General features: G+C 51.7%; 13 protein-coding genes. 9 read left to right on the top strand and 4 right to left on the bottom strand.

Annotated features, from left to right (window positions below; genetic code table 11):
• Positions 1-41: 41 nt before the first annotated feature.
• Together cobO and RTX30_RS03165 are read right to left on the bottom strand one after the other, a co-directional pair.
• The gene (gene cobO / locus RTX30_RS03170) at positions 42-632 is read right to left on the bottom strand and encodes a cob(I)yrinic acid a,c-diamide adenosyltransferase (RefSeq protein WP_312686722.1); all 591 of its coding nucleotides are present in this window, start codon (positions 630-632) and stop codon (positions 42-44) included.
• Complete coding sequence (locus RTX30_RS03165) at positions 629-1387, bottom strand: YciK family oxidoreductase (RefSeq protein ID WP_312686721.1); 759 nt, start codon at positions 1385-1387, stop codon at positions 629-631. Before RTX30_RS03165 ends, cobO begins: the two co-directional genes overlap by 4 nt.
• Before the next feature lie 225 nt (positions 1388-1612).
• Here RTX30_RS03165 and sohB point away from each other — a divergent pair, with 225 nt between their 5' ends.
• Positions 1613-2659: a protease SohB gene (gene sohB, locus RTX30_RS03160; protein WP_312686719.1), complete on the top strand. Its 1047-nt coding sequence runs from the start codon at positions 1613-1615 to the stop codon at positions 2657-2659.
• Between the two features lie 32 nt (positions 2660-2691).
• On the opposite strand, the gene RTX30_RS03155 is transcribed toward sohB, so the two are convergent.
• Positions 2692-2943, bottom strand: coding sequence for a YciN family protein (locus RTX30_RS03155; RefSeq protein WP_312686717.1), 252 nt, complete (start codon positions 2941-2943; stop codon positions 2692-2694).
• Positions 2944-3338: 395 nt separating this feature from the next.
• Between RTX30_RS03155 and topA the strand changes: the two genes are divergently transcribed.
• From topA to acnA, 6 genes are all read left to right on the top strand, one after another.
• The gene (gene topA / locus RTX30_RS03150) at positions 3339-5936 is read left to right on the top strand and encodes a type I DNA topoisomerase (protein ID WP_312686716.1); all 2598 of its coding nucleotides are present in this window, start codon (positions 3339-3341) and stop codon (positions 5934-5936) included.
• A gap of 180 nt (positions 5937-6116) precedes the next feature.
• Entirely contained in the window at positions 6117-7091 is a 975-nt protein-coding gene (cysB, locus tag RTX30_RS03145) for an HTH-type transcriptional regulator CysB (protein WP_312686714.1), read from the top strand.
• A 317-nt stretch (positions 7092-7408) separates the two neighbouring features.
• On the top strand, positions 7409-7570 hold the full coding sequence (locus RTX30_RS03140) for a YmiA family putative membrane protein (protein WP_082794169.1): 162 nt from the start codon (positions 7409-7411) through the stop codon (positions 7568-7570).
• A 1-nt stretch (position 7571) separates the two neighbouring features.
• Positions 7572-7742: a hypothetical protein gene (locus RTX30_RS03135; RefSeq protein ID WP_312686707.1), complete on the top strand. Its 171-nt coding sequence runs from the start codon at positions 7572-7574 to the stop codon at positions 7740-7742.
• Between the two features lie 137 nt (positions 7743-7879).
• On the top strand, positions 7880-7978 hold the full coding sequence (ymiC, locus tag RTX30_RS03130) for a small membrane protein YmiC (RefSeq protein ID WP_312686706.1): 99 nt from the start codon (positions 7880-7882) through the stop codon (positions 7976-7978).
• A gap of 174 nt (positions 7979-8152) precedes the next feature.
• A complete protein-coding gene (gene acnA / locus RTX30_RS03125) occupies positions 8153-10828 on the top strand; it encodes an aconitate hydratase AcnA (protein WP_312686703.1) in 2676 nt (891 codons plus the stop codon).
• A 45-nt stretch (positions 10829-10873) separates the two neighbouring features.
• On the opposite strand, the gene ribA is transcribed toward acnA, so the two are convergent.
• Entirely contained in the window at positions 10874-11461 is a 588-nt protein-coding gene (ribA, locus tag RTX30_RS03120) for a GTP cyclohydrolase II (protein ID WP_312686701.1), read from the bottom strand.
• Positions 11462-11655: 194 nt separating this feature from the next.
• On the opposite strand from ribA, the gene pgpB reads away from it, so the two are divergent.
• Together pgpB and RTX30_RS03110 are read left to right on the top strand one after the other, a co-directional pair.
• Complete coding sequence (pgpB, locus tag RTX30_RS03115; RefSeq protein ID WP_312686699.1) at positions 11656-12420, top strand: phosphatidylglycerophosphatase B; 765 nt, start codon at positions 11656-11658, stop codon at positions 12418-12420.
• Between the two features lie 141 nt (positions 12421-12561).
• Positions 12562-12870 carry a LapA family protein gene (locus tag RTX30_RS03110; RefSeq protein ID WP_312686698.1) on the top strand — a complete coding sequence of 103 codons (309 nt, stop codon included), beginning with the start codon at positions 12562-12564 and terminating at the stop codon, positions 12868-12870.
• The last annotated feature ends 6 nt before the right edge of the window (positions 12871-12876 follow it).

Genomic DNA, 12876 nt, shown 5'->3' with positions numbered 1-12876 from the left:
GAAAGCCCCTTTTTTCATGTCCTGTTGCTATACACGAAGAATCAGTAATCGATACCGATCTGTGCTTTCACGCCAGCCTCAAATGCGTGCTTCACCGGGCGTAGTTCACTGACCGTATCGGCCAGATCCATAATATCCCGGTGGCAACCGCGACCGGTGATGATGACGGTCTGCATTGGCGGGCGATTGTTGAGCGCCGTCAGTACTGCTTCCAGCGGCAGATAATCGTAAGCCACCATGTAGGTCAGCTCATCCAGTACCACCATATCGAGTTGCGGATCGGCCAGCATACGCTCGGCATGTTGCCAAACTGCAAGGCATGCGGCGGTATCGCTTTCCCGGTTTTGCGTATCCCAGGTGAAGCCCGTAGCCATGACCTGAAACTCCACACCCAGCGGTTCAAGTAAGTTACGTTCGCCGTTCGGCCATGTGCCTTTAATAAACTGGATAACGCCGACTTTTTTATTATGCCCAACCGCACGTGTAGCAGTACCAAAGGCGGCGGTCGTTTTCCCTTTACCGTTGCCGGTAAAGACAATCACGATCCCGCGCTCGTCCTGAGCAGCAGCAACCCTGGCATCGACACGCTCTTTTACCCGTTGCTGACGTTGTTGATATCGTTCTTCACTCATTGTGCGATCCCCGGTTTGCGTCCGGGCTGTGCATCGAAGCTCATGCCCGTTTTGCGGCGGCTGTCATCGCCCATCAGCCACAGATAGAGCGGCATAATATCGGCGGGTGTTTTCAATTTTTGTGGATCTTCGGTCGGGAAAGCACTGGCCCGCATGTTGGTACGCGTGCCTCCTGGGTTGATACAGTTCACTCGCAGGCTGTTCTGGTACTCTTCAGCCAGCACTTGCATCATTCCTTCGGTGGCAAACTTCGATGCGGCATAAGCGCCCCAGTTCGCACGACCTTGTCGCCCAACACTGGAGGAGGTAAAGACCAGCGAACCGCTCTCTGCCCGGAGTAATAAAGGAAGAAGTGCCTGTGTCAGATAAAAAGTTGCATTGACATTCACCTGCATCACGGCATCCCAGGTTGCGGGAACTTGCTCGCTCATCGGGGCGACATCTCCCAACAACCCGGCATTATGCAACACCCCATCGAGGTGGGGGATTTCAGCGGCAATCGCGTCGGCAAGTTGCTGACACTCGTCTGGCGTACATGTCGCCAGGTCGAGGGTGAAGCATCGCGCCGGCTTACCACCTTCGTGGTGAATGGTCTGCGCAACCTGCCGCAATTTCTCTTCATTTCTCCCCAGCAGAATCACGCTGGCGCCATAGCGGGCATAGGTTAGCGCCGCCTCTTTACCGATACCATCACTGGCACCGGTAACCAGAATAAATCGGTTGTTTAACAGATCGCGTTGTGGCTGATAGTGCACGCTGTCTCCTCAGGCCCGGGCCTGTTTTCACTTCACATGCTGGCTTTATGCCTTAAACAGAGCACTATTTCAATCGGCCACGCGGAGAGCTAGCCGGGCTTTGTGCCACAGAGTGTTAAAAAATTCAGTAACATGGCGTAAATGTTCCACGGGTGAGGCGAGACGCGCCAGCATCGCTCATGTAAACTGGTCCGATTGTTGAGCGGTGTAATTGAGGTGGGATACGTGGAATTACTCTCTGAATATGGTCTTTTTTTAGCCAAAATCGCAACCGTGGTGATCGCGATTGCGGTCGTCGCGGTGCTGATTGTTAACCTGACACAGCGCAAACGCCAGCGCGGCGAACTGCGCATCACGCGTCTGAGTGAACAATATAAAGAGATGCAAGAGGAGATGGCGGTATCCTTGCTGGATAGCCATCAACAAAAACAGTGGCATAAAGCTCAGAAGAAGAAACAAAAACTCGACGCCAGAGCGGCGAAGGCAAAAGCGAAAGCGGGTGAGCTGGAAGCCAACGGCAAAGCGCGTGTTTTTGTGCTCGATTTTAAAGGCAGTATGGACGCGGGTGAGGTGGGGTCTCTGCGCGAAGAGATCACCGCCGTACTGACTGTCGTGAAGCCACAGGATCAAGTGGTGTTGCGACTGGAGAGCCCAGGCGGCGTGGTGCATGGCTATGGACTGGCGGCGTCGCAATTGCAACGGCTGCGCGACAAACAGATCCCGTTAACCATTGCTGTCGATAAAGTTGCGGCGAGCGGAGGTTATATGATGGCGTGCGTGGCAGACAAAATTGTCGCTGCCCCTTTTGCTATTATCGGCTCGATTGGCGTCGTGGCGCAGATCCCCAACTTTAACCGCTTCCTCAAAAGCAAAGAGATTGATATTGAATTGCACACTGCCGGGCAGTTTAAGCGCACCTTAACGTTGCTGGGTGAGAACACGGAAGAAGGGCGGCAGAAATTCCGCGAAAGCCTCAATGAAACGCATGATCTGTTTAAAGATTTTGTCAGCAAAATGCGCCCGGAACTGGATATCGAGCAGGTGGCAACTGGCGAACACTGGTACGGTTCGCAGGCGCTGGACAAAGGCCTGATTGACGCTATCGGCACCAGCGACGAATTGTTGCTCGGGCTGATTGAAGAACATGAGGTGATTGGTATTCGTTACCAGCAGCGCAAAAAACTGATGGAGCGTTTTACCGGGAGTGCGGCAGAAAGCGTTGATCATTTGTTGATGCGCTGGTGGCAGCGGGGGCAGAAACCCTTGATGTAAGAAAAACGCGAGGCTCAGGCCTCGCGTTTTTTTTAATCAATAAGGTGGTATTTTTCAGAAAGCTCGTGCGCCAGGTATTTGAACATATTGAATACCGCTGTGCTTTTGGCCGTCGGCAAACCTTGCTCATCAAGAAAGTATTCACCGCTAAACACCAGAACGCCGTTACGCTGGGTAACATCAGTCGCTTTAATGCCCGAAAGCGTATCTTCATGTTCGCGGATCAGTTTATTGGCCAGTTCAAGCAGAGCCTGGCGTTCAATGGGCTGAGATGTACCTTGCATTTACTCCTCCTTAAAAATTCCGTAAGTCTACGCCGGGCACTGCTCAGGGGCAAATTTTCCCTGTTTTAGCAATGGGTTTGCTGCGCGGTTGTGCTGGCGCGATTTGATTTTGCATGCTAATAAAGTTGCGTAACAAATTTTATCAGGTACAGTGTGACGCTTTCGTCAATCTGGCAACAGAATTGCTTGACATTCGACCGTAACATCGTCGCGCACTATCGCCTCAAGGCCAAAAGCCTGCTAAGTCAGTAACCTGAACGCACTGTTTAACGCGCCTGGCTTGTAACATGGGGTTGATATCCATTGACGCCGCCGCAATATTTGGGGTTTGTCGCCGTGGAGAGTGAAGCAAAGTGCGACGTATTCCTGGAAGAATTTAATTAGGTAAGGTGAATATGGGTAAAGCTCTCGTTATCGTTGAGTCCCCGGCAAAAGCCAAAACGATCAATAAATATCTGGGTAATGACTACGTGGTGAAGTCCAGCGTAGGTCATATCCGTGATTTGCCGACCAGTGGATCAGCACCGAAAAAGAGCGCAGACTCAGCCTCCGCCAGGACGGCTAAGAAGCCCAAAAAGGATGAACGTGGCGCGCTTGTCAATCGCATGGGGATCGACCCATGGCACAACTGGGAGGCTCAATATGAAGTTCTTCCTGGTAAAGAAAAGGTAGTTTCCGAGCTGAAAGCGCTGGCGGAAAAAGCCGACCATATCTATCTCGCAACCGACCTTGACCGCGAAGGGGAAGCCATTGCCTGGCACCTGCGGGAAGTGATCGGGGGTGATGAAAAACGCTACAGCCGTGTGGTTTTTAACGAAATTACCAAGAATGCGATCCGTCAGGCGTTTGAAACGCCTGGAGAGCTGAATATCGATCGTGTTAATGCTCAGCAAGCGCGCCGGTTTATGGACCGTGTGGTGGGCTATATGGTTTCTCCGCTGCTGTGGAAGAAAATCGCACGTGGCTTGTCTGCCGGTCGTGTGCAGTCCGTGGCGGTGCGGTTGGTGGTCGAACGCGAACGCGAAATCAAAGCGTTTGTGCCGGAAGAGTTCTGGGAAATCGACGCCATTACGGCCACGCCTGGCGGCGACGCCCTGCCTTTGCAGGTCAGCCACGAGGGTGATAAAGCCTTCCGCCCGGTAAACCGCGAACAAACAATGGCCGCGGTGAGCCTGCTGGAAAAAGCACGCTACACCGTTCTGGAAAGAGAAGATAAACCAACCAGCAGTAAACCTGGCGCGCCGTTTATTACCTCCACGCTCCAGCAGGCGGCAAGTACCCGTCTCGGCTTTGGCGTGAAGAAAACCATGATGATGGCGCAGCGCCTGTATGAAGCTGGCTATATCACCTATATGCGTACCGACTCGACTAATCTGAGTCAGGATGCGGTGAGCATGGTGCGCAGCTATATCAGCGACAATTTCGGCAAGAAATATTTGCCGGAAAAAGCAAATCAGTACGCCAGTAAAGAGAACTCGCAGGAAGCGCACGAAGCTATTCGCCCTTCCGATGTGGCCGTATTGTCTGAATCGTTGAAAGACATGGAAAACGATGCGCAGAAGCTGTACCAGCTGATCTGGCGCCAGTTCGTAGCCTGCCAGATGACCCCGGCGCAATACGATTCCACCACACTGACTGTGGGCGCTGGGGATTTCCGTCTGAAAGCGCGTGGACGCATTTTGCGTTTCGACGGCTGGACTAAAGTGATGCCTGCGCTGCGTAAGGGGGACGAAGATCGTACGCTGCCAGCAGTCAATAAAGGTGATGAGCTGTCTCTGACGGAACTGACCCCGGCGCAGCACTTTACCAAACCGCCTGCACGTTTCAGTGAAGCTTCGCTGGTTAAAGAGCTTGAAAAGCGGGGTATTGGTCGCCCGTCTACCTATGCGTCGATCATTTCGACAATTCAGGACAGGGGTTATGTGCGTGTTGAGAACCGTCGGTTCTATGCGGAAAAAATGGGCGAGATCGTTACCGATCGCCTTGAAGAGAATTTCCGTGAACTGATGAATTATGACTTCACCGCGCAGATGGAAGACAGTCTCGACCGCGTGGCGAACCATGAAGCCGAATGGCGCAAAGTGCTGGATAGCTTCTTCGGTGATTTCTCGCGTCAGCTTGAACAGGCCGAGCAAGACCCGGAAACCGGCGGTATGCGTCCGAACCAGATGGTGCTGACCAGCATCGACTGCCCGACTTGCGGCCGCAAAATGGGTATTCGTACCGCCAGCACCGGCGTGTTCCTCGGGTGCTCCGGTTATGCGTTGCCGCCGAAAGAGCGCTGCAAGACCACCATTAACCTGGTGCCGGAAAACGAAGTGCTCAACGTGCTGGAAGGAGATGATGCCGAAACCAACGCGTTGCGCGCCAAACGTCGCTGCCAGAAATGTGGCACTGCGATGGACAGTTACCTGATCGATCCGAAACGTAAGTTGCATGTCTGCGGTAATAACCCGACCTGTGACGGCTACGAAATCGAAGAGGGTGAATTTCGCATTAAAGGTTATGACGGCCCGGTGGTGGAGTGCGAAAAATGTGGTTCTGAAATGCACCTGAAGATGGGGCGTTTCGGCAAGTACATGGCTTGTACTAACGACGAATGCAAAAATACACGCAAGATCCTGCGTAATGGCGAAGTGGCGCCGCCGAAAGAAGATCCGGTACCACTGCCTGAACTGCCGTGTGAAAAATCGGACGCCTATTTCGTGCTGCGCGATGGTGCAGCAGGGGTTTTCCTGGCTGCCAATACGTTCCCGAAATCACGCGAAACACGTGCGCCGCTGGTTGAAGAACTCTTCCGTTTCCGCGATCGCCTGCCAGAAAAATTGCGTTACCTGGCCGATGCACCGCAGCAGGATCCGGAAGGCAACAAGACCATTGTTCGCTTTAGCCGTAAAACGAAGCAGCAATATGTTGCTTCCGAAAAAGACGGGAAAGCCACGGGCTGGTCTGCCTTCTTTATTGACAATAAATGGACTGAAGCGAAAAAGTAAAAACTTCAGTACCTTAGCTTTTCAAGGCCGGTCATCCGGCCTTTTTTATTGCCTCGTTATTATTCTTTGTGCGCTGCTATACACAGAAGCTATAAATGATATAGTGGTTATAGCTTCCTGCTTTTTTATTATGAAATCGTCTTAAGCGATACTTCGTTTGCGTAATCCGGATGGTCTGTTATGAAACTACAGCAGCTTCGTTATATTGTTGAGGTGGTGAATCACAACCTCAATGTCTCTTCAACGGCCGAAGGGCTTTATACTTCTCAACCTGGTATCAGTAAACAAGTGCGTATGCTGGAAGATGAACTGGGCATACAAATTTTTGCCCGCAGTGGCAAACATCTTACGCAGGTTACCCCCGCCGGGCAGGAAATTATCCGTATCGCGCGGGAAGTATTGTCGAAAGTCGATGCCATAAAATCTGTGGCCGGCGAACACACCTGGCCAGATAAAGGTTCACTGTACGTTGCGACCACCCATACGCAGGCCCGTTACGCGTTACCTAACGTGATAAAAGGCTTCATTGAGCGTTATCCGCGTGTCTCATTGCACATGCATCAGGGATCGCCAACGCAAATCGCCGAGGCGGTTTCCAAAGGAAACGCCGATTTTGCTATCGCCACCGAGGCCCTGCATTTGTACGACGATCTGGTGATGCTGCCATGCTATCACTGGAATCGTTCCATTGTAGTGACCCCCGATCACCCGCTGGCATCGAAGCAATCGGTCAGCATTGATGAACTGGCGCAGTACCCGCTTGTGACTTACACCTTTGGTTTTACCGGGCGCTCAGAGCTGGATACCGCTTTCAATCGTGCCGGTTTAACTCCGCGTATTGTCTTCACTGCGACAGACGCAGACGTCATTAAAACTTATGTAAGACTCGGGCTGGGAGTCGGGGTGATTGCCAGTATGGCGGTCGATCCGGTTTCCGATCCGGACCTGATCAAGCTGGATGCGCATGAGATTTTTAGCCACAGTACAACGAAAATCGGCTTCCGTCGCAGCACCTTCCTGCGTAGCTATATGTATGATTTTATTCAGCGCTTCGCACCACATTTAACCCGCGATGTGGTTGATGCAGCAGTGGCATTACGCTCGAATGAAGATATAGAAGCCATGTTTAAAGATATTAAATTACCTCAGAAATAATGACTAAGGGTATCTTTACGATTGAAAAGATACCCTTAAGTCTGCCTAAACCTAAATTAGAATTATCATCATCTAATTCCTTTCTCATCTCCATCAAGTGATTGAGCTCACATCTTCCCGCAGCCCTGTCGCTAATTTGTGACAAAAATAGAAACTAAATTGCCGTATCGCAAATTTCTCACTTCAATAATTTATTTCGGGTCAAAAGATTAAATATTTCTTTGGAAATGGTGAGTAAATTCACTGGATTTTCCACTAAAGTTCTTTTAGGATTTGTCTCAACCCATGATTAATTTTGCCGATTGTTGGTGTCCAAAATGATAAGTGATGTCGATTGTACGAGGTTAGCAATGCCATCAGGAAGTGAAGAGCCGCAAAGGGATCCTGAGCTCAAGCGTAAAGCCTGGCTGGCGGTATTTCTAGGCTCTGCCGCGTTTTGGGCAGTCGTTGCGTTATTGATCTGGAAATTCTGGGGGTAAAATGGCGATAGCGGGTCGATTTGAACCAGTAAAACCAGTATGTCAGCTTCGTGACACGCCACCGCAAGCGAAAAAACAACCTGTGACCACTATTCCGGCTTCCTGGAAGCTGACGCCGCAGCAACAAGCATTTATAGACGCCTTCACTGAAGACGACGTTAAAAAACAATAACTATTTCATCAGAATAAATGCGGTGAATTTTCGCATTATTCGTAGAAACGATCTTTTGTACTCATTGATTAATACACGGCATAAATGAATTGAGTAGTAACTCAGTTTTAATGAATAGATTTTCTGGTAATAGCGTTATGAATAATCATTGTGTAATGAAATATTGGTCGTGGATGGGGGCGTTTTCTGTTTCTGTCCTTTTCTGGGGACAACTTGTCTGGATGTTGCTTCAGTAATGAATTGAAAAACCTCGCTTCGGCGAGGTTTTTTTATTTCTGCTGTCCGCCAGTTTTCACCTGTTGTAGCAATTCGGGTTGTTATCAAAACGTTACGATATGTTTGTGTTATCTTTAATACAGACCCTGAAGACCATCAGGGTATCGCAATCTCTGTATTAAAAGGAGGAGCATATGTCGTCAACCCTACGCGAAGCCAGTAAGGACACGTTGCAGGCGCAGAACAAAACCTACCACTACTACAGTTTGCCGCTGGCCTCCAGGGAGCTGGGGGATATCGCACGGTTACCTAAGTCGCTCAAAGTCTTGCTGGAAAACCTGCTGCGCTGGCAGGATGGGAACTCCGTTACTGAAGAGGATATCCGTGCCCTTGCCGGTTGGCTGAAGACTGCCCATGCGGATCGTGAAATCGCTTACCGCCCGGCAAGGGTACTGATGCAGGATTTTACCGGTGTTCCCGCCGTAGTCGATTTAGCGGCCATGCGTGAAGCCGTTAAACGCCTTGGGGGGGACACAGCTAAAGTGAACCCTCTGTCGCCCGTCGACTTGGTGATTGACCATTCAGTCACCGTCGACCATTTTGGCGACGATGACGCGTTTGAGGAGAACGTTCGCCTCGAGATGGAGCGTAACCATGAGCGTTACGTTTTTTTGCGCTGGGGGCAGCAAGCTTTTAGCCGCTTCAGCGTTGTGCCACCGGGCACCGGGATTTGTCATCAGGTCAATCTTGAGTACCTTGGTAAAGCGGTGTGGAGTGAATTACAGGACAAAGAATGGGTCGCCTATCCGGATACGCTGGTCGGTACGGATTCCCACACAACCATGATCAATGGACTCGGTGTCCTGGGCTGGGGTGTCGGCGGGATTGAGGCAGAAGCCGCTATGCTAGGCCAGCCTGTTTCTATGCTGATCCCTGATGTGGTCGGTTTTAAACTCACCGGCAAATTGCGTGAAGGGATCACGGCCACGGATCTGGTGCTTACCGTTACGCAAATGCTGCGTAAGCATGGCGTGGTGGGTAAGTTTGTCGAATTTTATGGCGATGGGCTGGACTCCTTACCGCTCGCCGATCGCGCCACTATTGCCAATATGGCTCCGGAGTATGGTGCGACCTGCGGCTTTTTCCCGATTGATGGCGTGACGCTTGAGTATATGCGTCTGAGCGGGCGCAGCGAAGAGCAGGTTGAACTGGTCGAGGCGTATGCAAAAGCGCAGGGTATGTGGCGAAACACCGGAGATGAACCGGTCTTCACCAGCACGCTCGAATTGAATATGAATGATGTTGAAGCCAGTCTCGCCGGGCCAAAACGCCCACAGGATCGCGTAGCGCTGAGCGACGTGCCGAAAGCATTTGCTGCCAGTTCAGAATTGGAACTGAACACCGCGCAAAAAGATCGTAAGCCTGTTGATTATGTGCTGAACGGGCACCAATACCAGCTCCCGGATGGCGCAGTGGCAATCGCCGCGATCACGTCATGCACCAACACCTCAAACCCGAGTGTATTAATGGCCGCCGGATTGTTGGCGAAAAAAGCCGTCACGCTCGGGTTGAAACGACAGCCTTGGGTTAAGGCCTCTCTGGCACCCGGCTCGAAAGTCGTTTCTGACTACCTGGCGCAGGCGAGACTGACCCCGTATCTTGATGAGTTAGGTTTCAACCTGGTCGGTTACGGTTGCACAACCTGTATCGGCAACTCAGGCCCGTTGCCGGAACCGATTGAACATGCTATCCGCGAAGGGGACCTCACCGTGGGGGCTGTGCTGTCGGGGAACCGTAACTTCGAGGGGCGCATACACCCGCTGGTGAAAACTAACTGGCTGGCGTCTCCGCCACTGGTGGTTGCCTATGCGCTGGCCGGCAATATGAATATTAACCTCGCGACTGATCCGCTGGGGCATGATCGCAAAGGCGACCCGGTCTACCTGAAAGATATCTGGCCGTCGAGTCAGGAGATTGCCCGCGCGGTTGAGCAGGTGTCGACGGACATGTTCCGTAAAGAGTATGCCGAGGTGTTTGAAGGCACGCCGGAGTGGAAGGCTATCGAGGTCGAACGCTCCGACACCTATGGCTGGCAGAATGATTCCACCTATATCCGCCTGTCACCCTTCTTTGACGATATGGCTGCGGAGCCGAAACCGGTGCAGGATATCCACGGTGCGCGGATCCTCGCTATGCTGGGCGACTCCGTTACTACGGACCATATTTCACCAGCAGGCAGCATAAAGGCAGACAGTCCGGCAGGACGTTATCTGCAAAGTCATGGTGTTGAGCGCCGGGATTTTAACTCTTATGGTTCCCGACGCGGCAATCATGAGGTGATGATGCGCGGCACCTTTGCCAATATCCGTATTCGTAATGAAATGGTACCGGGTGTTGAAGGGGGCATGACTCGCCATTTGCCCGGCACTGAAGTCGTGTCGATTTACGATGCGGCGATGCGCTATCAACAGGAAGGAACCCCGCTGGCCGTTATAGCCGGGAAGGAGTATGGTTCTGGCTCCAGCCGTGACTGGGCAGCGAAAGGGCCCCGTTTGCTCGGGATTCGGGTGGTGATTGCCGAATCTTTTGAACGTATTCATCGCTCTAATCTGATTGGTATGGGGATTTTGCCGTTGGAGTTCCCGCAGGGTGTGACGCGCAAAACGTTGGGGTTGACCGGTGAGGAACGACTGGATATTGCAAATTTGCAAAATATCCAACCCGGTGGCGAATTAGCGGTGACCCTGACGCGGGCGGATGGCACACAAGAGGTGCTGAACTGCCGTTGCCGCATTGATACTTCTACGGAACTGACGTACTACCGTAATGACGGTATTTTGCATTACGTTATTCGCAATATGCTCAACTGAATAAAAAGGCCTGCAAACGCAGGCCTTTTTTTGTTCATCTGACCACTACTTCAGCAAATGTCCCATCTTCTCGGCTTTTGTGTCGAGATAGTGCTCATTATTCGGATTACGTCCCACAATCAACGGGACGCGTTCAACAATGTTAATTCCCGCCTCAGTGAGGATCTCAACTTTGCGCGGGTTATTGGTCAGCAGACGCACCTCGTCTACGCCCAACAATTTGAACATATCTGCACAGAGGGTAAAGTCACGCTCATCTGCGGCAAAACCGAGTTGATGGTTCGCTTCAACGGTGTCGTACCCCTGGTCCTGAAGCGCGTAGGCGCGAATTTTATTCAGCAGACCGATATTTCGGCCCTCCTGACGATGGTAAAGCAGCACGCCGCGTCCCTCTTCGGCAATCTGGTTAAGGGCTGCTTCGAGCTGGAAGCCGCAGTCACAACGCAAGCTAAAAAGCGCATCGCCAGTCAGGCATTCCGAGTGTACGCGCGCCAGCACGGGCAGTTGCCCGGAAATATCGCCAAAGACAAGGGCAACATGATCCTGCCCGGTTGCCAGTTCTTCAAAACCCACCATCAGGAAGTCGCCCCATGGGGTAGGCAGTTTGGCTTCTGCCACTCGTTTAAGCTGCATGTGAATCTCCGGATTATATTGGCGCACTGCGCACCTGTAGCCTGTTGGCCTTCTCTATAAACATATTTTGCCACAATGCCCGCAGCATCACCTAATTGAGACCAGCGTGTCATTGAAAAATCGCACAAATCTGTTGCTTTCTGCGGGAATGTTATTTTTCGGTTATGATTGTGCGCACAAAAGAAGGAGAGAACATGCTGTCAATTGCGAAACGAACTACGGCAGGCGCTGCAATTTTATTAATCATGCCGTTAATTGTCTGGGTCTCTGGCTGGCAATGGGAGCCAGGCCCGTCACGCTGGTGGCTGCATTTTTTGTACTGGATCACAGAAACAGTCACTCAGCCGTGGGGGGTAATCACTCATGTCTTACTGTGCGGGTGGTTTCTTTGGTGCCTGCGTTTTCGCCTCAAACCCGCGGTGATGCTCTTCGCCATTCTGGGATGTGCCATTCTGTTAGGGCAGGGCGTGAAATCCTTTGTGAAAGATCGGGTCCAGGAGCCGCGTCCTTTTGTCATGTGGCTTGAAAAAACACACGATATTCAGGCCAGCGAGTTCTACATGTTAAAACGCAAAGCACGTGGAGATCTGGTAAAAGAGCAACTCGCCAGTCAGCATGATATTCCTCGGTTTTTGCGTAAACATTGGCAAAAAGAAACCGGTTTTGCCTTTCCATCCGGCCACACCATGTTTGCCGCAAGTTGGGCGCTATTAGGCGTGGGATTGTTATGGCCGCGCAGACGAAACTGGACAATGGTAATTTTACTGGTGTGGGCAACAGGCGTCATGGGCAGCCGGTTATTACTGGGCATGCACTGGCCACGCGATTTGGTGGTCGCCACCCTGATCTCCTGGTTATTAGTGACCTTCGCCACCTGGCTGGCGCAGAAAGTGTGTGGCCCTCTGACTCCGCCCGTCGAGGAGGTGGAGGAAATTGTTGAGCGGGATCAAGAACCTTGATTTCTGCCGTTTTAACCCCAAATCAGAATTTAACGTCATGCATTTCCATTTCGCGCCGGGCGCTAAAATGGTAGCTTATAAGGCTGTGTACAGTCGGTTGCATATAATTTCATCGCTCGGATCCACATAACGGGACGTAATGTGAAATATTTACTCATTTTCTTACTGGTGTTAGCGATTTTTGTCGTGTCGATTACCCTTGGTGCGCAAAACGATCAGCAAGTGACCTTCAATTATCTCCTCGCGCAGGGTGAGTACCGTATCTCTACGCTGCTGGCCGTGCTTTTTGCCGCCGGGTTTGCGATTGGCTGGCTGATATGCGGTCTGTTCTGGTTGCGCGTGCGTGTTTCCCTTGTGCGTGCCGAGCGTAAAATCAAACGCCTTGAAAACCAGCTTGCACCTGTCACGACTGTTCCGGTGACGACCAGTGCACCGGCGGCAAAGGAATAATCGTTT

The organism is Kosakonia sp., from assembly GCF_032052965.1.
Lineage (GTDB): Bacteria > Pseudomonadota > Gammaproteobacteria > Enterobacterales > Enterobacteriaceae > Kosakonia.
This window is presented reverse-complemented; position numbering and strand designations above follow the sequence as displayed.

Excerpts from the sequence above, each read along its gene's own strand:
- ymiC (WP_312686706.1), top strand. The coding sequence starts at position 7,880 with ATGAATAATCATTGTGTAATGAAATATTGGTCGTGGATGGGGGCGTTT.
- acnA (WP_312686703.1), top strand. The coding sequence starts at position 8,153 with ATGTCGTCAACCCTACGCGAAGCCAGTAAGGACACGTTGCAGGCGCAG.
- RTX30_RS03135 (WP_312686707.1), top strand. The coding sequence starts at position 7,572 with ATGGCGATAGCGGGTCGATTTGAACCAGTAAAACCAGTATGTCAGCTT.
- pgpB (WP_312686699.1), top strand. The coding sequence starts at position 11,656 with ATGCTGTCAATTGCGAAACGAACTACGGCAGGCGCTGCAATTTTATTA.
- topA (WP_312686716.1), top strand. The coding sequence starts at position 3,339 with ATGGGTAAAGCTCTCGTTATCGTTGAGTCCCCGGCAAAAGCCAAAACG.
- RTX30_RS03140 (WP_082794169.1), top strand. The coding sequence starts at position 7,409 with ATGATAAGTGATGTCGATTGTACGAGGTTAGCAATGCCATCAGGAAGT.
- cysB (WP_312686714.1), top strand. The coding sequence starts at position 6,117 with ATGAAACTACAGCAGCTTCGTTATATTGTTGAGGTGGTGAATCACAAC.
- cobO (WP_312686722.1), bottom strand. The coding sequence starts at position 632 with ATGAGTGAAGAACGATATCAACAACGTCAGCAACGGGTAAAAGAGCGT.
- ribA (WP_312686701.1), bottom strand. The coding sequence starts at position 11,461 with ATGCAGCTTAAACGAGTGGCAGAAGCCAAACTGCCTACCCCATGGGGC.
- RTX30_RS03155 (WP_312686717.1), bottom strand. The coding sequence starts at position 2,943 with ATGCAAGGTACATCTCAGCCCATTGAACGCCAGGCTCTGCTTGAACTG.